This is a genomic window from Rhizobium sp. LjRoot98 (assembly GCF_964252935.1).
GTDB lineage: Bacteria > Pseudomonadota > Alphaproteobacteria > Rhizobiales > Rhizobiaceae > Pararhizobium.
On sequence record NZ_CAXUPW020000002.1, the window covers coordinates 178,340 to 199,809 of the forward strand.

The following is a 21,470-nucleotide window of genomic DNA, read 5'->3' on the forward strand; positions in this document are numbered from 1 at the left end:
AATGATGACGGATCAAGGCACAGGTTTTGCTGATGCCGAAGGCGGACCGGTCCGTCACATTCCGGTTCTTCTCCCCGAGGTTCTCGCAAGCCTGGATCTTGCTCCAGGTAAAATCATCCTTGATGGAACGTTTGGCGCGGGCGGTTACACGTCGGCGATTCTTGCTGCTGGTGCCGATGTGATCGCGCTTGATCGCGATCCGGCAGCCATTCTGGGCGGTCAGCCCTTGGTCGCTGCCAGCGCCGGTCATCTCACCCTTGTCCATTCCCAGTTCTCCGATCTTGCGCAGCATGCTCCCGACGGTGGTCTTGATGGCATCGTGCTGGATATCGGGGTTTCCTCAATGCAGATCGATGAGGCGGATCGCGGCTTTTCCTTCCAGCGGAAAGGCCCGCTCGATATGCGCATGTCGTCGGATGGCGTCTCTGCCGCCGATGTCGTCAATCGCGCCAAGGTGTCGGATCTCACACGCATCTTCGGCTTTCTCGGTGAAGAGCCACAGTCCGGCCGCATCGCCCGCGCCATCGAGAAGCGCCGCCTCGAAGAGCCATTCGTCACGACCCGCGATCTCGCCGGTCTGATCGAGCTGGTGACGCCGCGCAAGGCCAAGGACAAGATCCATCCCGCCACGCGCGTCTTCCAGGCGTTGCGCATTTTCGTCAATGACGAGCTTGGCGAGCTTGCCCGTGCGCTGTTTGCGGCTGAACGTTGCCTGAAGCCCGGCGGGCGGCTGACTGTGGTCACTTTCCATTCGCTGGAAGATCGGATCGTCAAGAAATTCTTCCAGGATCGCGCCGGCAAGGCCTCGGGTTCCCGTCATCTGCCGATCGCGCATGAACGCGCGGCAACTTTCGCACCAGTTGGAAAGTCTATGGTGGCGGCAAGCGAAGAAGAAGCATCCCGCAATCCACGCGCCCGGTCCGCCAAAATGCGGGTTGGTGCGCGGACCGCGGCTCCGCCCGAGGCAGATGACCTGTCCATTTTCGATTTGCCGAACCTTGCAAGCCTTGGAAAGATGGGGGGCTGAGACATGTTGCGTAGTTTTGACATCGTCCTGATCGTCGTCATGACAGCCGCCGCCACGGTCACGTACACGATCAAGCATCAGGCCGAGAACAAGCTTGAAGAGGTTCGCAAGCTGGAGGCGGGGATCAAGCTTGAGGAAGACACGATCGATCTCCTGCGCGCCGACTGGGCGCTGCTGACGCAGCCAAACAGGCTGGAGAAACTCGTCGGCGTCTACCAGCAGGATTTGCAGCTTGCGCCCACCGACCCGACCCAGCTTTCCCGCCCGGAAGAATTGCCGATGTTGAAGGCCGACATGCCGCCGCCCGCGGACGTTCTGGAAGCCATGGGGTTGGCGAAGGGCAAGGGCAACACCAAGGCGAAGAAGCCCGTGGTTGACACGGACGATATTGCAACCGGTTCGGTGGATCGCTGATGTCTTTTCTTTCCCGCATCATGGTCGTCAAGAGCAAGGCTCACTTCTCCGCCGGCGGCAACAATCATCCCGGTGATCTCGGCAAGCCGTTCGAAGGCACGCGCAAGCGGACCAGCAATCAGGCGAAAAGCCGGGTTGCGATCGTCATCGCCAGCTTTACGGCTGTTTACTGCATCATAGGTGGCCGTCTGGTCCAATACGGTCTGGCCCAGCCGGAGATGGTCTCGAGCATCGGCCGTGCCGATAATCTGATGGCGTCGCGCCCCGATATTCTTGATCGCAACGGTGAAATCCTCGCGACCGATATCCGCACGGTCTCGCTCTATGCGGAACCGCACAAGATCGTCGATGCCGATGAAGCCGTCGAGCAGCTGTCAACCGTTCTGCCCGGCCTGAACGTCGCCGATATCTACAACAAGCTGAAATCGCAGTCGCGTTTCCAGTGGCTGCGCCGTCAGTTGACCCCCAAGCAGCAGAGCGAAATCCTGGCGCTGGGCATTCCTGGTATCGGCTTCCGGCCGGAAAAGCGCCGCTTCTATCCGGGCGGCGCAACTGCCTCGCATATCGTCGGTCACGTCAATGTCGACAACCGCGGTATCGCCGGCATGGAACGCTGGATCGACAATCAGGGGCTGGCCGATCTCGCTGCCATCGGCATGACCAGCGATGCCAAGCTTGAGCCCGTCAAGCTGTCGATCGACCTTCGGGTGCAGAATATCATGCGCGATGTCATCGTCGACGCGATGACGAAATTCCGTTCGCTTGCCGCAGGTGGCGTGGTGATGGATGTGAAGACCGGCGAAATCCTCGCCATGGTCTCCTATCCGGACTACGATCCCAACAAGCCGGCCGATGGAGCCAAGGAAGGCTGGATGAACCGCATGTCGAACGGTACGTTCGAGATGGGCTCGACCTTCAAGTCCTTCACAACGGCGATGGCGCTCGATTCCGGCAAGGTAAAGCTTACCGACAGCTTTGATGCCACCAACCCGATCCGCATTGGCGGCTTCACCATCAAGGACTTCCACGGCAAGCGCCGTGTTTTGACCGTACCGGAAATCTTCCAGTATTCATCCAACATCGGTACCGCCAAGATGGCCGACATCGTCGGCATCGAAGACCACAAAGAGTTCCTGACCCGCATCGGGTTGCTGACCAAAATGCCGACCGAACTGCCGGAAGTGAAAACGCCGAGCCAGCCGCGTGTGTGGAAGAAGATCAACTCGATCACCATCTCCTTCGGCCATGGCGTCTCGACCACACCGCTGCAGACGGCAGTGGCGGGAGCGGCCCTTCTGAACGGCGGCAGTCTGATCGAGCCGACCTTCCTGCCGCGCACGGTGGAGCAGGCTCAGGCGGCCTCGACGAAGGTCATCAAGAAATCGACCAGCGACGACATGCGCTTCCTGTTCCGCTGGAACGGCGTCAACGGCTCAGGCCGCAACGCCCGCGTGCCGGGCTTCAATGTCGGCGGCAAGACTGGTACGGCCGACAAGGTCGTCAACGGCCGCTATTCGAACGACGCCAACTTCAACGCCTTTCTGGCCGGCTTTCCGATCGATGATCCGCGTTACGTGGTCCTGACCTTCATTGACGAGCCGAAAACCGACAAGGGCAATGGCGCGGCACTGGCAGGCAACACCGCTGCACCGATGGTGCGCGATATCATCAGCCGTTCGGCGCCGCTTCTCGGCGTCGAGCCGAAGTTCGGTGAAGACGGTTCTGCCTTGCTTGTGTCTTATTGACCATGGAATGACAATCTGGAGGATTCGCCGCCCGGCGCGTCGGTATAACTGAAAAGTGCATCCATGAAGATCAAAGACCTGATCGGGAAGGATTTCCCGGAAATTGCGTCACAGCTGGGCTCAGGGGCCGGCGACATCGATATCGCCGCCATTACCGCCGATAGCCGGCAGGTTGCCCCGGGTTCATTGTTCGTTGCTCTCTCGGGAAGCAAGGCCGACGGCAAGGCTTTTATCGACGATGCCATCGCCCGCGGGGCGGCTGCCGTTGTGACCGGCGTCAAGGCTGCAGGCGAGACGCCCGTTCCGGTCCTGTCTGCCTTCACACCGCGCCGCGTGCTGGCGATTGCCGCAGCCAACTTCTATGGAAACCAGCCGGATACGATGGTTGCCGTCACCGGGACCGCAGGCAAGACCTCAGTTGCCTCCTTTGCCCGGCAGATCTGGGCGCATGCGGGCTTTGCGGCTGCGATGATCGGCACGACCGGCGTGATTGCGCCCGGCCGCAACGATTATGGTTCGCTGACGACGCCCGACCCGGTTTCGCTGCACAAACTGCTGGCCGAACTGGCCGATGCCGGTGTTACCCATGCTGCGATGGAGGCGTCCAGCCACGGATTGGACCAGAACCGGCTTGATGGCGTCCGCCTTGCTGCTGCTGGCTTCACCAATCTTGGCCGCGACCACATGGATTATCATCCGACCGTCGAGGACTACATGGCTGCAAAGATGCGGTTGTTCGATGGTGTCTTGCCAAAAGGCTCGCCGGCGGTGATCTTCTCCGATGATGCCTGGTCGGCACAGGCGATTGCTGCTGCAAGAGCCGCGGGACATCTGGTGCTGACTGTTGGCCGTAAAGGTGACTACCTGTCGCTGAAGCGGGTCGAGCATTTCCGTCACAGGCAGATTGCCGAAATCCATGTCGGCGACGAGATTTTCGAAGTGCAAGTGCCGCTTGCCGGCGATTTCCAGATATCGAACGCGCTGGTTGCGGCAGGTCTCGCCATGTCGACCGGCGTTAGCGCCCGAGCGACGATGGCTGCCCTTGAAAAGCTGCAGGGTGCGTCCGGCCGTCTCGAACTGGTTGGTCATACCAAAGAGGGCGCACTCGCCTATGTGGACTATGCCCACAAGCCGGATGCCCTGGAAAACGTCCTGACCTCCGTCCGTCCGTTTACCACCGGCCGCATCATCGTGGTGTTCGGCTGCGGCGGTGACCGTGACAAGGGCAAGCGTCCGATCATGGGTGAGATCGCTACGCGGCTTGCCGATGTGGTGATCGTCACCGACGACAATCCGCGCTCGGAAGTGCCTGCCGTCATTCGCAGCGAAATCATGGCTGCGGCGAAAGGCGCCACCGAGATCGGCGACCGCGCCGAGGCGATCAAGGCTGCTGTCGACATGCTGAAATCGGGCGATACGCTGATCGTCGCGGGCAAGGGGCATGAGGAGGGGCAGACCATCGGCTCCGTTACCCTGCCATTCTCCGATCATGACGAATTGCGCAAGGCATTGGGAGGTCATTGATTTGGGCTTTCTGTGGACCACGAGCGACCTGATGGCGGCTATGCACGGCCGCCCGATGGGCAATCTGCCGGAAGGCATCACCGGCATTTCCATCGATAGCCGGTCTCTCGGCAAGGGAGAGGCCTTCTTCGCCATCAAGGGCGACCGTGTCGATGGGCATGATTATGCCGGTATCGCGATGGCCAATGGCGCAACCCTTCTGGTTGTCAGCGAAGCGAAACTGCCAGCACTTGGACGGTTGAACGCGCCGATGATCGTCGTCGATGACGTTCTCGACGCTATGGTGCGGCTCGGCTGCGCCGCGCGTGACCGCAGCGCCGCCAAGATCATCGCCGTCACCGGGTCTGTCGGCAAGACGACGACCAAGGAAATGCTGCGGCACATGCTTCAGCCATCCGGCCGGGTGCATGCGTCTGTCGCGTCGTTCAACAATCACTGGGGCGTGCCGCTGACCCTGTCGCGCATGCCGGAAAATACCGATTTCGGTATTTTCGAAATCGGCATGAACCATGCCGACGAAATCCGGCCGCTGGTCAAAATGGTGCGCCCGCACGTGGCGATCATCACCGCGATCGCTGCCGCCCATCTTGGCAATTTCAAGGACCTCAAGGAAATCGCTGCCGCCAAGGCGGAGATCATGGAAGGCCTTGTCGATGATGGCCACGTGATACTCAACCGCGATAACGAACAGTTTGCCATGCTTGAGAAGGCGGCAAACGCGCTCGGCGTTGCTCATGTTCATAGCTTCGGCAGCAGCGCCAAGGCCGATTTCCGCATGGTCGAATATGCCGGCGGCTCGGAACGCGGTACGCTTTGGGCCGCGCTTGACAACAAGACGCTGGAAATCCCGATTGGTGCGCCCGGTAGGCACATCGCGGAGAATGCCCTTGCAGCTCTGGGGGCGGTCAGCCTCGTTGGCGCGAATATGGAGGCGGCCATTGCTGCGCTCGCCACACTTCAGCCCGAGAAGGGACGCGGTGCACGCCATCGCCTGGCGATCGGGCCGGGTGCGTTTGTGTTGATCGATGAAAGCTACAATGCCAATCCGGCTTCGATGCGGGCTGCGATCTCGCTTCTGAAAGACACGGCCCTGCCTGAAGGAGGGCGCCGGATCGCCATTCTCGGCGACATGCTGGAAATGGGCGAATCCTCTGGCGACGTTCATGCCGGGCTGGCGCTTCCGCTGGTTCAGGCCGGGATTACCGATATCTGGCTCGCTGGCCCGGAAATGGCGCATCTGCGCGATGCTTTGCCGGATAACGCGCATGTCGAATACCGTCCGTCGGTCGGTGAACTGAAGGAATTTGCGCTTGGCTCCATCACCGCTGGGGATGTGGTGATGATCAAATCGTCGAAAGGAACCGGCTGCGGCAGGATCGTTTCGGCTCTTCTTGAGCGATATCCGGCCTCTTTTGGCCCGGAACACACTGAATAAGGCAGGACAAGGCTTTATTGGCCGCTGTTCTATGCTGACACTTTTGATACCACGCAGTTATCCTTCCATCAGGTGATTCTGATGGATGGCACTGCAACGAACCTTTGGGGAAAGGTCCCTCATGCTCATCTGGCTTGTCGAACTGGCGGACCATTTTCAATTCTTCAACCTGTTCCGCTACATCACGTTCCGGACCGGCGCCGCCCTGTTCACCTCGGCATTGATCGTTTTCCTGTTCGGGCCGCGGATGATTTCGTCGCTGCGTGTGCGGCAGGGACGTGGCCAGCCGATCCGCGCGGATGGCCCGCAGACCCATTTCAAGAAGGCGGGAACGCCGACGATGGGTGGCCTGATGATCCTTGCCGGTATTGTCGGAAGCTCGTTGCTCTGGGCTGACCTGTCCAGCGTCTACGTCGTCTCGACATTGCTGGTGACACTCGGTTTCGGCGCCATCGGCTTTTACGATGACTATCTGAAGGTAACGAAACAGTCCGACAAGGGCTTTTCCGGCAAGGCTCGGCTCGGTATCGAATTCCTCGTTGCTGGTATCGCCGTGTTCTTCATGATGCGCACGGCGCTTTCGGCTGGTGTATCGGGTTCGACCTTTGGATCGTCGCTGACATTCCCGTTCCTCAAGGATTTCACGCTTAATCTCGGTTATTTCTTCATCCTGTTCGGCGGTTTCGTCATCGTCGGCGCTGGCAATGCCGTCAACCTGACGGATGGCCTCGACGGTCTCGCGATCGTTCCGGTGATGATTGCTGCCGCCTCCTTTGGGGTGATCGCCTATCTCGCCGGTAACGCGGTGTTTGCAAACTACCTGCAAATCCACTTCGTGCCGGGAACCGGTGAGCTTGCCGTTATTCTAGGGGCCGTCATCGGGGCAGGGCTGGGCTTCCTGTGGTTCAACGCCCCGCCGGCGGCTATCTTCATGGGCGATACCGGTTCGCTGGCGCTCGGCGGCCTGATCGGTGCCGTTGCCGTCGCCACCAAGCACGAAATCGTCATGGTCATCATCGGTGGCCTGTTCGTCATGGAAACCCTGTCGGTGATCATCCAGGTCTTCTGGTTCAAGCGCACCGGCAAGCGCGTCTTCCTGATGGCGCCGATCCATCACCATTTCGAAAAGCTCGGCTGGACGGAAAGCCAGGTGGTTATCCGCTTCTGGATCATCGCCGTCATCCTCGCCATGGTCGGCCTTTCGACCCTGAAGCTGCGGTAAGAGACTATGATCCCGGTCACCACATTCAGCGGCAAAAAGGTCGCATTGTTTGGTCTCGGCGGATCAGGCCTTGCGACCTCACAGGCGCTGGTTGCCGGTGGCGCGATTGTCACCGCCTGGGACGATAATCCGGACAGCGTGGCAAAGGCTGCGGCTGCCGGGATCGGTAACGGCGATCTCCATCAGGCGAATTGGGCTGATTTTTCCGCCTTCGTTCTGTCGCCAGGCGTGCCGCTGACGCATCCGAAGCCGCATTGGACGGTCGATCTCGCCCATGCCGCCGGTGTCGAGATCATTGGCGATGTCGAACTGTTCGTGCGAGAGAGGCGGGCGCATGCGCCCGATTGCCCGTTTATCGCCATCACCGGCACCAACGGCAAATCGACGACCACGGCGCTGATCGCGCATATCCTGAAATCCAGTGGCCGCGATACGCAGCTCGGCGGCAATATCGGCACGGCGGTGATGACGCTCGATCCGCCAGCGCCTGACCGGTTCTACGTCGTCGAGTGCTCGTCCTACCAGATCGATCTGGCTCCGACGATCAATCCGTCGGCCGGCATCCTGCTCAACCTGACGCCCGATCATCTGGACCGGCATGGTAGCATGGAGCACTATGCTGACATCAAGGAACGGTTGATTGCCGGTAGCGACACGGCAATCGTCGGCGTCGATGACGTTTACACCGAAGCAATCGCCGACCGGGCGACATTGGCCGGTCAGCGGGTCATGCGGATCGCCCGCCACCGCGCGCTTGGCGAAGGACTGTTCGCGGATGGCACGCGTGTCATGCGTGCCGAGGGCGGACTGGCGGCAGAGATTGCCGATCTCGACGGTATCGCCACGCTGCGGGGCAATCACAATGCCCAAAATGCGGCGGCGGCCATTGCGGCCTGCCTGTCCGTCGGCGTTTCCGAAAGCGAAATCCTTGCCGGGCTATCTTCGTTTCCCGGATTGAAGCACCGCATGCAACCGGTTGGCCGCAAGGGCAGCGTCGTTTTCGTCAATGACAGCAAGGCGACCAATGCCGATGCGGCTGCACCGGCGTTGTCGAGCTATGAGCGAATCTACTGGATCGCCGGCGGCCTTCCCAAGGAGGGCGGGATCACGACGTTGGCACCCTTCTTTCCGAAAGTCGCCAAGGCCTACCTGATCGGCGAGGCCGCGCCGGCCTTTGCCGCGACGCTTGGCGAGGCGGTTGCGTTCGAGATTTCCGGAACTCTGGAGCGGGCGGTTGCCCATGCTGCCGCCGATGCGGCCAGCGACACGGCCGAACTATCGGCGGTGATGTTGTCACCGGCCTGCGCAAGCTTCGACCAGTACAAGAACTTTGAAGTGCGCGGCGATGCCTTCGTCAGCCATGTCGCTGCGATCGACGGCGTGACGATGCTGATATGAGGGCGATGGCCCTGACTTTGAGAGATTGGCGCCGGACGCGCCGTTGAAGGGGACGAACAAATGGTAAGCCGTGCCGAACGTGGCCCCGTGGCCGACTGGTTCTGGACGATCGACAGGTTCTTTCTGGCGACCTTCATTCTGTTGATGGGCATCGGTTTCATGCTGTCCTTTGCGGCAAGCCCGGCGGTGGCCGAGCGGCTCAATCTCGACAGCTTCCATTTCGTCAAGCGTCACGCGGCTTTCCTTTTGCCGTCGCTGGCGGTGATGGTCGGCATCTCCTTCATGTCGCCGCGGCAGGTGCGCCGCACGGCGATGATCCTGCTTTTGGCGTCGCTCGCCATGATGGTTCTGGCGCTGTTCTTCGGGGCAGAGGTCAAGGGATCGCGTCGCTGGATCTCGCTGGCCGGCTTGTCGGTGCAGCCGTCCGAATTCATGAAGCCGGCTTTTGTTGTCGTCTGCGCCTGGCTGTTTTCCGAGCATGCCCGCCAGCCGGAAATCCCCGGAAACCTGTTTGCCATCCTGTTGTTCGGCATTGTCGCCGCACTTCTCGTTGCTCAGCCTGACCTTGGTCAGACGATCCTGACCACCGCCGTCTGGGGTGGCATGTTCTTCATGGCCGGCATGCCCTGGCTGTGGATTGTCGTGCTGGGAGGTTCCGCTGTCGGTGGCCTGGTGGTCGCCTATACTGTTCTGCCGCACGTGGCCGGACGTATCGACCGGTTCATGACCGGTGAGGGCGACACGTTCCAAGTGGATACGGCCCTGCAGGCGATCATCCGCGGTGACTGGTTCGGACAGGGACCGGGTGAGGGTGTCGTCAAGCGGATCATCCCTGACAGCCACACCGACTTCATCTTCTCGGTTGCTGCGGAAGAATTCGGTATCGTCTTCTGCATGGTGATCGTGCTGATCTTCGCCTTCCTCGTCATGCGTGGTCTGAGCCATGCGTTTCGCGAGCGCAATGATTTCACCCGCTTTGCCGTTGCGGGCCTGGTGCTGCAGATCGGCATCCAGTCGATGATCAATATCGGCGTCAATCTGCAGTTGCTGCCGGCCAAGGGCATGACCCTGCCGTTGATCTCCTACGGCGGTTCGTCCATGGTGGCGATCTGCGTGACGGCGGGATTCATCCTGGCGTTGACCCGCCATCGTCCGGAAAAGCGCGCTGTCGAGCGTAGCCTGTTTCGTTCCGGCATGGGCGTTCCGGCCGAATAGGCCGATGGAATAAGGACTGAACATGACCAAAGGCATTATCATGCTCGCCGCCGGTGGTACCGGCGGCCATCTGTTTCCGGCGGAAGCGCTGGCGCACGAACTGAAGGCGCTCGGCTACTCCATTCATCTGGTGACGGACAGCCGGGCAGAACGTTTCGCCGGCAAGTTTCCGGCCGATGAAATCCACGTCGTTCCATCGGCGACGATCGGATCGAAGAACCCGTTGAAAGTCGCATCGTCGCTGTGGACGCTCTGGTCGGGTATCCGCGTTGCTGGCCGTCTGATGAAGAAGGTACGGCCGAAGGTGGTCGTCGGTTTCGGCGGTTATCCGACCATCCCACCACTGCTGGCCGCCGTACGTGCCGGCATCCCCTCGATGATCCACGAGCAGAACGCCGTCATGGGCCGCGCCAACAAAGCCTTGGCCAACCGTGTGCGGGCGATCGCCGGAGGGTTCCTGCCTGAAGCCGATGGCCCCTATGCGGCAAAGACGGTGACGACGGGCAATCCGGTGCGTCCGGCCGTTCTGGAGGCCGCGAAGGTTGCCTATCAGCCATCCGGAGAAGGCGAGGAGTTTCGTCTCGTGGTGTTCGGCGGCAGCCAGGGCGCCCAATATTTTTCGAAAAGCGTGCCGACGGCCATCAGTTTGCTCGATGACAATCTGAGGCAGCGGTTGAAGGTGACGCAGCAGGCGCGTGCTGAGGACATGCCGATGGTCGAAGGCTGTGTTGCCAAGCTTGAGATGACCGCCGATATTGCCCCCTTTTTCAACGATATGGCCGAACGGATTGCCAAGGCGCATCTGGTCATCTGCCGCTCGGGCGCCTCGACGGTTTCGGAAATCGCGGTGATCGGACGGCCGGCCATCCTGGTGCCTTATCCCTATGCACTTGATCACGATCAGGCGGCGAATGCGGCGGCGCTGGCTGCGACCGGTGGTGCCAAGGTGATCGCCCAGGCCGAACTTTCACCGGAGAAGCTGAGCAAAATTCTCGCCGGGGCGATGACCAGCCCGGAGAAGCTCGCGACAATGGCGGCAAACGCCAAACAGGCGGGCAAACCCGATGCCGCGCGCTTGCTTGCCGCCATGGTTGAAGCTATTGCCAGCGGTTCGACGATTGCACAGTTCAAGGAAACACGCTCATGAAAATGCCGCAGACAATCGGCCTGGTTCATTTCATCGGTATCGGTGGTATCGGCATGAGCGGTATCGCCGAGGTGCTGCACAATCTTGGCCACAAGGTTCAGGGCTCCGACCAGTCCGACAGCGCCAATGTTCAGCGCCTGCGTGACAAGGGCATCGAGGTTTTCGTTGGCCACAAGGCCGAGAATATCGGTGATGCGGAAGTCGTCGTGGTTTCCACCGCGATCAAGAAGAGCAACCCGGAACTGATCGCCGCGCGTGAAAAACTGCTGCCGGTGGTGCGCCGGGCCGAAATGCTCGCCGAACTCATGCGCTTCCGCAATGCCATCGCCATCGGCGGCACGCACGGCAAGACGACGACGACCTCGATGGTCGCGACGCTTCTCGAGGCCGGTGGTCTCGACCCGACCGTCATCAATGGCGGTATCATCAATGCCTACGGCACCAATGCCCGCATGGGCGAGGGTGAGTGGATGGTGGTCGAGGCCGACGAATCGGACGGCACCTTCCTGAAATTGCCCGCCGATGTTGCCGTCGTCACCAATATCGACCCGGAGCATCTCGATCACTATGGCAATTTCGATGCCGTGCGCGCCGCGTTCCGCCAGTTTGTCGAAAACGTGCCGTTCTACGGCTTTGGCGTCATGTGCCTCGATCATCCCGAAGTGCAAACGATGGTCTCGAAGATCGAGGACCGTAAGGTCATCACGTATGGTGAAAACCCGCAGGCCGACGTGCGCTTTTCCAATATCCGCATGGACGGCGCTACCTCGGTCTTCGACGTCGAAATCCGCCGCCGCCGCACCGGCAAGGTGATCCAGTTGAAGGATCTGCGCCTGCCGATGCCGGGCCGTCACAATGTCTCCAACGCCACCGCCGCTATTGCGGTTGCCCAGCGCCTCGGCATTTCGCCCGAGGATATTGCCAAGGGGCTGGCAGCCTTTGCCGGCGTCAAGCGCCGCTTCACCTTTACTGGCGAATGGAACGATGTTCGCGTCTACGACGATTACGGCCACCATCCCGTCGAGATCAAGGCGGTGCTGAAGGCCGCGCGCGAAGCCTGCCAGGGCCGCGTCATTGCCGTGCATCAGCCACATCGTTTCTCGCGTCTGCACAGCCTGTTCGAGGATTTTTCCGCCTGCTTCAACGAGGCAGATACGATCCTTCTGGCGCCGGTCTATTCGGCCGGTGAAGAGCCGATCGAGGGCATCAATTCCCAGGAGCTCGTCTCCCGCATCAAGGCCGGCGGCCATCGTGACGCGCGCTTCATCGACGGTCCGGAAGCAATCGCTCCGATTGTATCAGCCATTGCACAACCGGGTGACTTTGTGGTTCTCTTGGGGGCTGGCAGTATCACGTATTGGGCTGCGGCACTTCCGAAGGAACTCGCAGGCATTTCAGGAAATTCCGCATGAAACAGGTACACGGAGAAAAATTGCTGGCCTCGCTGGGGGATGGCGTCAAGGAATTGCGCGGACGTTTGACACCGGATGCGCCGATGGACCGCGTCACCTGGTTTCGTGCCGGCGGACTTGCCGAGCTGATGTTCCAGCCGCATGACGCAGACGATCTCATCACCTTCCTCAAGATGCTTCCCGCCGAGGTGCCCGTGATGGTTGCGGGCGTCGGCTCTAATCTTCTGGTGCGCGATGGCGGCATTCCGGGTGTTGTTATCCGGCTTTCCGCTAAGGGTTTTGGCGATGTCGAGCTGGTTTCGGAAACACGGGTCAAGGCCGGAGCGATCTGCCCCGACAAGAATCTTGCGGCAATGACACTCGATCATGGTATTGGCGGTTTCGCATTCTACTACGGCATTCCCGGCACGATCGGCGGTGCACTGCGCATGAATGCCGGCGCCAATGGCGGCGAGACGCGCGAGCGCGTTGTCGAGGTGCACGCGGTCGATCGCCAAGGCAATACGCATGTGCTGTCGAACGCCGACATGGGTTACAGCTACCGCCATTCGTCGGCGCCGAAGGGGCTGATTTTCACCCACGCCGTTTTCGAAGGCTACCTTGAAGACAAGGCGAAGATTCGCGCAGATATGGATGCGGTGCGCCAGCATCGCGAAACCGTACAGCCGATTCGCGAGAAGACCGGTGGCTCGACCTTCAAGAACCCGGAAGGCCATTCAGCCTGGAAGCTGATCGATGAGGCGGGCTGCCGCGGTCTGATGATCGGCGGCGCCCAGATGTCGCCGATGCACTGCAATTTCATGATCAACACCGGCCAGGCGAGCGGCTACGAGCTCGAATATCTCGGCGAAACGGTGCGCCAGCGCGTGTTTGAAACATCGGGCATCTCGCTCGAATGGGAAATCAAGCGGGTCGGCACGTTTATGCCGGGCTATGAGGTCAAGGAATTCCTCGGCGAACTGACAGCCTGAGCCGTTGCCAATGAATTGATATGAAGAAGCCGCCGTGGAGTGATCCGCGGCGGCTTTTTGGTGTTTGATGTTTGCTAAGCCTCAGACTTCATCCTTGCCGGAAAGCAGGATGCAGACCAGCGTGATCACGGCTGCTGCGCCGAGATAATAGCCGACATAAGCCATGCCGTAGTTCACCTGCAGCCATGTCGCGGCATAAGGAGCAAGCGAGGCCCCGAAAATGCCGGCGAGGTTGAAGGTGATCGACGAGCCGGTGTAGCGCACGTTGGTCGGGAAGGGGGCCGCAAGCGCCGTGCCGATCAGGCCGTAGGTCAGGCCCATCAAGGCCATTGCAATGATTGCAAAGACGAAGATGGCGGCTTCACCCGATGTCATCAGGATGTTCAGGAAGAACGAGAAGATACCGATAAGCACCGTCGTTACGATCAGCACTTCGCGCCGGCCAAAGCGTTCTGCCAGCTTGCCGGCGATCGGAATGAAGATACCGAACATGATCGAACCGACGATCTGGATTTCCAGTGCATCGAGGAACGGGATCTGCAGAACCTTGACGTTGTAGGAAAGCAGATAGGCCGAACCGATGTAGAACAAGACGAAAGTCGCCAGGGCTACGAAGGTGCCAAGCAGGAGGCTCCGCTTGTGGCTGCGGAACAGTTCCATCACCGGCACCTCGACGCGCTCATGCTTGTCGATGGCCTTCTGGAACGCCGGCGTCTCGGTGATCGACAGACGTACCCAGAGACCGACGGCGATCAGGATGATCGAGGCGATGAACGGGACGCGCCAGCCCCAGCTCAGCAACTGCTCCTGGGTCATCAGGTGCAAAAGCAGCCAGAAGACGCCCGAGGACAGGAACAAGCCAACAGGGGCGCCGAGCTGCGGGAACATGCCGTACCAGCTGCGCTTGCCTTCCGGCGCATTTTCCGTGGCGAGCAGGACGGCGCCGCCCCATTCGCCACCGAGACCGAAGCCCTGGCCAAACCGGCACAGCGCCAGCAGAAGCGGTGCGATGACGCCGATCTGCGCGTATGTGGGGAGCAGGCCGATGATGACCGTCGAAATGCCCATGGTCAGAAGAGCCGCCACCAGGGTCGTCTTGCGGCCGACCCGGTCGCCGAAATGGCCAAACACGACGGCGCCCAGCGGGCGCGCGAAAAATGCGATCGAGAAGGTCGCGAAGGAGGCGAGAAGTGCGGTGGTGGGATCGCTGTTCGGGAAGAACAACGCCGGAAACACCAGCACGGCGGCCGTGGCGTAGACGTAGAAGTCGAAGAATTCGATGGTCGTGCCGACCAGGCTTGCGAGGAGAACGCGGGCTGGCGAATTGAGTGGGCCCTTGTTCAACGGCTCTGCCGTCGGCGACGACGTGGAGAGTGTGTCGCTCATTATCATATGTCCGTCTTGGGAATGTTAGTGCCGTCTTGGGAGGCAGCCGCCCGGCTTTAACGCAGACGAACCGGCAATAAAACCCTTCAAGCGCAACTATCGGCAAGATTTCGGGGTGGATAGATTGTAAAAGTGTCGTCTGAGATGCAGCTTTATCGCCCTCTATTTCGTCAGGTTGATTAAAAATGCCACCTGATGCGCTCCTGGCGTGCTCAATCCTTGACCAGAATCGAATTGTCGCAAATCTTGGGTTGTGCACCCGGTGACCGGGTGCGGCAAACAGGCTGGGGTGCGCATGCGTTTCCTTCAGGGGGTCTGATGGGGCGCTGATGATGCGCATCGGGCACTTTAGGGGCATTTGCTCCGTTTGAAGGGGAAACCATGTTCAAGAAGCTTTCTGCTGAATTTTTAGGAACATTCTGGCTTGTGTTTGGCGGTTGCGGCAGCGCGGTGTTGGCAGCGGCCTTTCCGGACGTCGGCATCGGCCTGCTCGGTGTTTCGTTTGCCTTTGGTCTCACCGTCCTGACCATGGCCTATGCGGTCGGCGGCATCTCGGGCGGCCACTTCAATCCGGCTGTGTCCGTTGGTTTAACGGTTGCCGGCAAGTTTCCTGCCTCTTCGCTTCCCGGCTATATCATTGCCCAGGTGGCGGGCGGCATCGTCGCAGCCGCAGCTCTTTATCTGGTTGCGAGCGGCAAGGCTGACTTCCAGCTCGGCGGTTTTGCGGCCAATGGTTATGGTGAACACTCGCCAGGCGGATATTCGTTGACCTCGGCTCTGGTGATCGAAGTGCTTTTGACCGGCTTCTTCATCTTCATCATCCTGGGGGCCACTCACGGCCGCGTGCCGGTCGGCTTTGCGCCGATTGCCATTGGACTGACATTGACGCTCATTCACCTGATCTCGATCCCGGTCACCAATACATCGGTGAACCCCGCCCGTTCCACCGGTCAGGCGCTGTTTGTCGGCGGCTGGGCGTTGCAGCAATTGTGGCTGTTCTGGCTTGCCCCGATCGTTGGTGCTGCCATCGGTGCCATTATCTGGAAGGTTGTCGGCGAAGACGACTGATACGCTGCCATCCGACATGTTCCGCTTACGAAAGGCCCCGCAGAAATCGCTGCGGGGCCTTTCCGTTTTATCGGCCCCGTCAGCAGCCTTTTTCCTTGCGTTGAGAGTAACACTCTGATTCTAGGCGATGAATCTGAGCGCCGGCATGAATCGGCGGGAAATATTTTACCCATGTCTTGGATAGGGTTAACCAAAGTAAACGGTTCGTTAACCATAATGACGCTCTATGGGGGTGTGCCTGAAAGACGCGACTCGTCTGTGTCAACAAGCTAGGCGCAAGCAGCGATTTGTAAGGCTGGCGTAATGTCGGGGGTTTTTATGAGCAAGCATGTGGCTGTCCTAATGGGCGGATTTTCTTCGGAGCGGCCGGTGAGCCTGTCTTCCGGGGCTGCGTGCGCCGATGCTTTGGAGGCCGAGGGCTACCGCGTCACCCGAATCGACGTCGATCGCAATGTCGCGTCCGTTCTGGCGAATCTGCGTCCCGATGTTGCCTTCAACGCCCTGCATGGCCCTTTCGGTGAGGATGGTACCATCCAGGGCATCCTCGAATATCTTGAGATTCCGTATACCCATTCCGGCGTTCTTGCTTCGGCTCTCGCCATGGACAAGGCGCAGGCTAAGCTTGTTGCCGCTGCTGCCGGTATTCCTGTTGCTGAGGCGCGCGTCATGGATCGCCATGATTTCGGCTCGGCTCATCCGATGAAGCCGCCCTATGTCGTCAAGCCGGTTCGCGAGGGCTCGAGCTTCGGTGTGGTGATGGTCAAGGAAGATCAGTCGCATCCGCCGCAGATCGTTACGTCCAGCGAGTGGCGCTATGGCGATCGGGTCATGGTCGAGCGCTACGTGCATGGCCGCGAGTTCACCTGTGGCGTCATGGGGGATACGGCGCTTGGTGTCACTGAAGTGATACCGCAGGGACACGCCTTCTACGATTACGATTCAAAGTATGTGAAAGGTGGCTCAAAACACGTCATCCCGGCAGATATTTTACCAAATATTTACCAAAAAATACAAACACTCTCAGTCATGGCGCATCAGGCGATTGGATGCCGCGGCGTAAGCCGCTCCGACTTCCGCTTCGACGACCGTTTCTCTGCAGAAGGAGAGCTTATCTGGCTGGAGGTTAACACTCAGCCCGGAATGACTCCCACCTCTCTGGTCCCTGAAATGGCCGTTCATGCAGGCCATACGTTTGGTGAATTCCTCAAGTGGATCGTGGAGGACGCGTCGTGTTTGCGTTGAAGGGCAGGAAAGCAGCAAGAGGACGGGCTCCGCTGGAGGCGGTTGATCTTGATGGTCAGCGCGTTCTGCCGCGGCCGCTGCGCCGTGTTGTGCGTTTCCTTGTCAGTCTTGGAACGGGCCGCATCCACTTCATGCCGTATACCGGCACAGTCTCCGCTGTGGCGTTTTTCGCCGCGACCGGTTTTTATGGCATGTCGCTCGGCGGTCACAGTCAGGATTTTGCCCAGACGACCACCACGGCCGTTGGTTTTGCGATCGAGGACGTCAAGGTGTCTGGCAACGACCAGACCTCGGAAATCGACATCCTGCAGCAACTTGGGCTTGATGGTGCAACTTCGCTGGTTGCCCTCGATATCGGCGTGGCGCGCAAGCTGATCAGCGAAATGCCCTGGGTCGAAGACGTTGCCGTGCGCAAGGTCTATCCGGGCACGATCGAGGTTAGTCTGAAGGAGCGCAAGGCGTTCGGCATCTGGCAGCATGGCACCGATCTGTCGCTGATCGAAAAGAGCGGCAGCGTGATTGCGCCGCTGCGCGACAACAAATTCTCCGAACTGCCACTGTTCGTCGGCCGTGACGCCGAGACGACAGCCGCCGCGTTTTACGCCCGGTTCGAGCAATGGCCGGAAATCAGCAAGCGGGTCAAAGCCTATGTTCGCGTAGCTGGCCGCCGCTGGGATCTGATGCTCGACAACGGCATCACCATCAAACTGCCCGAGCACGATCTGGACCGCGCCATGCAGGTGCTCTCGACGATGGAAGAGGGGCAGCAACTGCTTGAACGTGACATTGCTGCGGTCGATCTGAGGCTGGAGGATCGCACCACGATCCAGTTGACCCCGGAAGCCGCTGCCCGCCGTCAGACTGTTCTGGAAGCCCGCACGAAGTTGTTGAAGAAGCAGGAAAAGGAAGGCCGTACATGAGCATCTTCGGCTCCTCGAATTTTGGGCTGCCGCGTCTGAAGCCGCTTTCTTCCAAGCGGTCGCATGTCGTTTCCGTGCTCGATATCGGCTCGACCAAAGTGGTCTGCATGATCGGCCGGCTGACGCCGCGCGCCGAAAGCCAAATCCTGCCGGGCCGCACCCATTCGATCGAAATCATCGGTATCGGCCACCACAAATCGCGCGGCATGAAGAATGGCGTGATTGCCGATCTCGACGCCGCTGAAAGCGTCGTCCGTCTCGCCGTCGATGCCGCTGAGCGTATGGCGGGGCTGACCATCGACAGCCTGATCGTCAACATTTCTGCTGGCCGTCTGCAAAGCGATATCTACACCGCTTCCATCGATCTCGGTGGCCAGGAAGTCGATTCGGCGGACCTGAAGAAGGTTTTGGCGGCTGCCGGCCAGCAGTCGCTGCGCCAGGACCGCGTCATCCTGCATTCGCTGCCCACGGGCTTCTCGCTCGACGGCGAACGCGGCATCCGGGATCCGCTCGCAATGTTCGGCGATGCGCTGGGTGTCGACATGCACGTGCTGACCGCCGAACGCGCTGCACTGAAGAACCTCGAACTCTGCATCAACCGTGCGCATCTATCGGTCGAAGGCATTGTCGCGACACCGTATGCAAGCGGTCTTGCGGCTCTGGTCGATGACGAGGTTGAACTCGGTTGCGCCGCCATCGACATGGGTGGCGGCACCACGACGATCTCGGTCTTTGCCGAAGGTAAGCTTGTTCATGCCGATGCGATCAGCCTTGGCGGTCACCATGTCACCACAGACCTTGCACGCGGTCTTTCGACCCGCATCGAAGATGCCGAGCGCCTGAAGGTCGTTCATGGTTCGGCACTGCCCAATAGCGCCGACGAGCGCGACATCGTTTCCGTTCCGCCGATCGGCGAGGACGACCGCGATCAGCCGACACATGTGCCGCGCGCACTGGTTTCGCGCATCGTGCGGGCTCGCATCGAGGAAACACTGGAACTGATCCGCGACCGTATCCAGCGGTCCGGCTTCTCGCCGATCGTCGGCAAGCGTGTCGTTCTGACGGGCGGCGCTGCACAGCTGACCGGTCTGCCCGAATCGGCACGCCGGATTCTCGCCCGCAACGTCCGCATCGGCCGTCCGCTCGGCGTTTCGGGATTGCCGGCAGCGGCAAAAGGCCCGGCCTTTTCGACGGCCGTTGGACTGATGATCTATCCGCAAGTCGCGGACATGGAAACACATGCGGCGCAGGGCGGTCTGCTCTCGTCGCTTGCAGGAAACAACAGCCGTATCGCCCGGATGGGTCAATGGCTGAAGGAAAGCTTTTGAGCCCTTCGGCTTCATGCTGACGGGATGCAATACGGGATTTAGTGATTTGGCCGGCTCGGCAAGGCGGCCAGAAACCAGGAAGGAACGGGAACAATGACGATCAACTTGCAAAAGCCGGATATCACCGAGCTGAAGCCCCGCATCACCGTCTTCGGTGTTGGCGGGGGCGGTGGCAATGCTGTTAACAACATGATCACGGCAGGCCTCGAAGGCGTCGATTTCGTCGTCGCCAACACCGATGCCCAGGCGCTGACCATGACCAAGGCTTCGCGCATCATCCAGATGGGTGTTGCCGTGACCGAAGGTCTGGGTGCCGGTTCGCAGCCTGAAGTCGGCCGCGCGGCGGCTGAAGAGTGCATCGATGAAATCATCGATCACCTCAACGGCACACATATGTGCTTCGTCACCGCCGGCATGGGTGGCGGTACCGGTACCGGTGCTGCTCCCGTCGTTGCCCAGGCTGCCCGCAACAAGGGCATCCTGACGGTCGGCGTCGTTACCAAGCCGTTCCACTTCGAAGGCCAGCGCCGCATGCGTCTCGCCGACATGGGCATCCAGGAACTGCAGAAGTCCGTCGACACCCTGATCGTCATTCCGAACCAGAACCTGTTCCGGATCGCCAATGACCGCACCACGTTCGCCGATGCGTTCGCAATGGCCGACCAGGTTCTCTACTCCGGCGTTGCCTGCATCACCGACCTGATGGTCAAGGAAGGCCTGATCAATCTCGACTTCGCGGACGTCCGCTCCGTAATGCGCGAGATGGGCCGCGCCATGATGGGGACCGGCGAAGCATCCGGCGAAGGCCGCGCAATGGCCGCTGCCGAAGCTGCAATCGCCAACCCACTGCTCGACGAGACCTCGATGAAGGGTGCTCAGGGCCTGTTGATCTCGATCACCGGTGGCCGTGACCTAACGCTCTTTGAAGTCGATGAAGCAGCAACCCGTATCCGCGAAGAAGTGGATCCGGACGCCAACATCATCCTCGGCGCGACATTCGACGAAGAACTCGAAGGCCTCATCCGCGTTTCGGTTGTGGCAACGGGTATCGATCGGACCGCTGCGGAGGTGGCCGGTCGCAATGCCGACTTTCGTCCGGTAGCAGCCAAGCCGATCGTTCGTCCGTCCATCGCAATCCCGGCAGCGCCAGTCCAGCAGACGGTTGCCGTTCAGCAGCCGGCTCCGGTTGCCCAGCAGCCAGTCGTTCAGCAGCAGCAGGCCGCCCAGCCGGTTCAGCAGACGAGTGATTCGATTGCCGAAGCCATCCGTGCAGCCGAACTGGAACGCGAACTGTTCCTGTCGATGCCGCGCGGTGGCGCAACTGCGCCGGTTCAGCAGGCTCAGGACGATTTCCGTCCGCAGAGCAAGCTTTTCGCGGGTGCTGCACCGGTTGAACAGCAGCCTGTCGTCCAGGCCGCCGCTCCGGTTCAGCGTGCGATCGAAACGCCGGTTTACCAGCAGCCCGTCGCCCAGGCTCCGGTTCGCCAGGAGCCCGCCGCTCCGGTAATCCGCCAGCAGGCCGAGCAGGTTCGCATGCCGCGCGTCGAAGACTTCCCGCCGATGGTCAAGGCCGAAGCCGAACATCGCGCACAGCCGGTTCAGCAGGAAGAGCGCGGCCCGATGGGCTTGCTCAAGCGGATCACCAATTCGCTCGCACGCCGCGAAGAAGAAAGCCACGATGTGGCTGCCGACATGACCTCCGGTGCGCCGGCCGCTGCCTCGCAGCAGCGACGTCCGTTGTCGCCCGAAGCCAGCGTTTATGCGCCGCGCCGGGCTGCTCCTCTCGATGACCGTGCCCGCGCTGCCTCGCAGCCGCGTGCACATGAAGACGATCAACTCGAAATCCCGGCGTTCCTGCGCCGCCAGTCGAACTGATTTTTCTACCCACCTTCCTCCTTGCCGAAATGCCCGGGTTTGCGCCCGGGCATTTTTTATGAATTATTGAATTCTTCCAATATCTAAGCACCTTGTGTGCGTCGCGTAACAAAGCGAAAGAAACAGTGATTTGGAATGACG

Annotated in this window: 17 protein-coding genes; 16 read left to right on the top strand and 1 reads right to left on the bottom strand. The window is 60.4% G+C overall.

Translation table 11 applies throughout. The annotated features are described in order from the left end of the window. The first annotated feature begins 1 nt into the window (after position 1). The 11 genes from rsmH to murB all read left to right on the top strand — a co-directional run bounded on the left by rsmH (position 2) and on the right by murB (position 13,510). On the top strand, positions 2 to 1,027 hold the full coding sequence (rsmH, locus tag ACSQ3J_RS09465; RefSeq protein ID WP_060506737.1) for a 16S rRNA (cytosine(1402)-N(4))-methyltransferase RsmH: 1,026 nt from the start codon (positions 2 to 4) through the stop codon (positions 1,025 to 1,027). A gap of 3 nt (positions 1,028 to 1,030) precedes the next feature. Next, entirely contained in the window at positions 1,031 to 1,441 is a 411-nt protein-coding gene (ftsL, locus tag ACSQ3J_RS09470) for a cell division protein FtsL (RefSeq protein WP_060506738.1), read from the top strand. Next, complete coding sequence (locus ACSQ3J_RS09475) at positions 1,441 to 3,186, top strand: peptidoglycan D,D-transpeptidase FtsI family protein (RefSeq protein WP_060506739.1); 1,746 nt, start codon at positions 1,441 to 1,443, stop codon at positions 3,184 to 3,186. The genes ftsL and ACSQ3J_RS09475 overlap by 1 nt, the downstream gene beginning before the upstream one ends. Positions 3,187 to 3,249: 63 nt before the next feature. Then, entirely contained in the window at positions 3,250 to 4,710 is a 1,461-nt protein-coding gene (locus ACSQ3J_RS09480) for a UDP-N-acetylmuramoyl-L-alanyl-D-glutamate--2,6-diaminopimelate ligase (protein WP_436039031.1), read from the top strand. Position 4,711: 1 nt separating this feature from the next. Further along, positions 4,712 to 6,145: a UDP-N-acetylmuramoylalanyl-D-glutamyl-2,6-diaminopimelate--D-alanyl-D-alanine ligase gene (locus tag ACSQ3J_RS09485; protein WP_436039032.1), complete on the top strand. Its 1,434-nt coding sequence runs from the start codon at positions 4,712 to 4,714 to the stop codon at positions 6,143 to 6,145. A 121-nt stretch (positions 6,146 to 6,266) separates the two neighbouring features. After that, the gene (mraY, locus tag ACSQ3J_RS09490; protein WP_037096333.1) at positions 6,267 to 7,367 is read left to right on the top strand and encodes a phospho-N-acetylmuramoyl-pentapeptide-transferase; all 1,101 of its coding nucleotides are present in this window, start codon (positions 6,267 to 6,269) and stop codon (positions 7,365 to 7,367) included. A gap of 6 nt (positions 7,368 to 7,373) precedes the next feature. Continuing rightward, positions 7,374 to 8,765: a UDP-N-acetylmuramoyl-L-alanine--D-glutamate ligase gene (gene murD / locus ACSQ3J_RS09495; protein WP_436039034.1), complete on the top strand. Its 1,392-nt coding sequence runs from the start codon at positions 7,374 to 7,376 to the stop codon at positions 8,763 to 8,765. 60 nt (positions 8,766 to 8,825) lie between these two features. Continuing rightward, complete coding sequence (gene ftsW / locus ACSQ3J_RS09500) at positions 8,826 to 9,980, top strand: putative lipid II flippase FtsW (protein WP_060506743.1); 1,155 nt, start codon at positions 8,826 to 8,828, stop codon at positions 9,978 to 9,980. 22 nt (positions 9,981 to 10,002) lie between these two features. Further along, entirely contained in the window at positions 10,003 to 11,127 is a 1,125-nt protein-coding gene (gene murG / locus ACSQ3J_RS09505; protein ID WP_060506744.1) for an undecaprenyldiphospho-muramoylpentapeptide beta-N-acetylglucosaminyltransferase, read from the top strand. Further along, positions 11,124 to 12,539, top strand: a complete 1,416-nt coding sequence (murC, locus tag ACSQ3J_RS09510) for a UDP-N-acetylmuramate--L-alanine ligase (RefSeq protein WP_060506745.1) — start codon at positions 11,124 to 11,126, stop codon at positions 12,537 to 12,539. Before murG ends, murC begins: the two co-directional genes overlap by 4 nt. Continuing rightward, entirely contained in the window at positions 12,536 to 13,510 is a 975-nt protein-coding gene (murB, locus tag ACSQ3J_RS09515; protein WP_060506746.1) for a UDP-N-acetylmuramate dehydrogenase, read from the top strand. The genes murC and murB overlap by 4 nt, the downstream gene beginning before the upstream one ends. An 81-nt stretch (positions 13,511 to 13,591) precedes the next feature. Here murB and ACSQ3J_RS09520 read toward each other — a convergent pair whose 3' ends face one another. Next, positions 13,592 to 14,896 carry an MFS transporter gene (locus tag ACSQ3J_RS09520; protein ID WP_060506747.1) on the bottom strand — a complete coding sequence of 435 codons (1,305 nt, stop codon included), beginning with the start codon at positions 14,894 to 14,896 and terminating at the stop codon, positions 13,592 to 13,594. 381 nt (positions 14,897 to 15,277) lie between these two features. On the opposite strand from ACSQ3J_RS09520, the gene aqpZ reads away from it, so the two are divergent. The 5 genes from aqpZ (at position 15,278) to ftsZ (ending at position 21,329) form a co-directional block, all read left to right on the top strand. Next, positions 15,278 to 15,964, top strand: coding sequence for an aquaporin Z (gene aqpZ, locus ACSQ3J_RS09525; RefSeq protein ID WP_060506748.1), 687 nt, complete (start codon positions 15,278 to 15,280; stop codon positions 15,962 to 15,964). Between the two features lie 318 nt (positions 15,965 to 16,282). Next, the gene (locus tag ACSQ3J_RS09530; RefSeq protein WP_436039035.1) at positions 16,283 to 17,206 is read left to right on the top strand and encodes a D-alanine--D-alanine ligase; all 924 of its coding nucleotides are present in this window, start codon (positions 16,283 to 16,285) and stop codon (positions 17,204 to 17,206) included. Continuing rightward, the gene (locus ACSQ3J_RS09535; RefSeq protein WP_060506750.1) at positions 17,194 to 18,126 is read left to right on the top strand and encodes a cell division protein FtsQ/DivIB; all 933 of its coding nucleotides are present in this window, start codon (positions 17,194 to 17,196) and stop codon (positions 18,124 to 18,126) included. The genes ACSQ3J_RS09530 and ACSQ3J_RS09535 overlap by 13 nt, the downstream gene beginning before the upstream one ends. Then, positions 18,123 to 19,454 carry a cell division protein FtsA gene (ftsA, locus tag ACSQ3J_RS09540; RefSeq protein ID WP_060506751.1) on the top strand — a complete coding sequence of 444 codons (1,332 nt, stop codon included), beginning with the start codon at positions 18,123 to 18,125 and terminating at the stop codon, positions 19,452 to 19,454. The genes ACSQ3J_RS09535 and ftsA overlap by 4 nt, the downstream gene beginning before the upstream one ends. Before the next feature lie 93 nt (positions 19,455 to 19,547). Further along, positions 19,548 to 21,329 (top strand): cell division protein FtsZ, encoded by a 1,782-nt coding sequence (gene ftsZ, locus ACSQ3J_RS09545; protein WP_060506752.1) that lies wholly within the window; start codon positions 19,548 to 19,550, stop codon positions 21,327 to 21,329. Positions 21,330 to 21,470 lie beyond the last annotated feature (141 nt).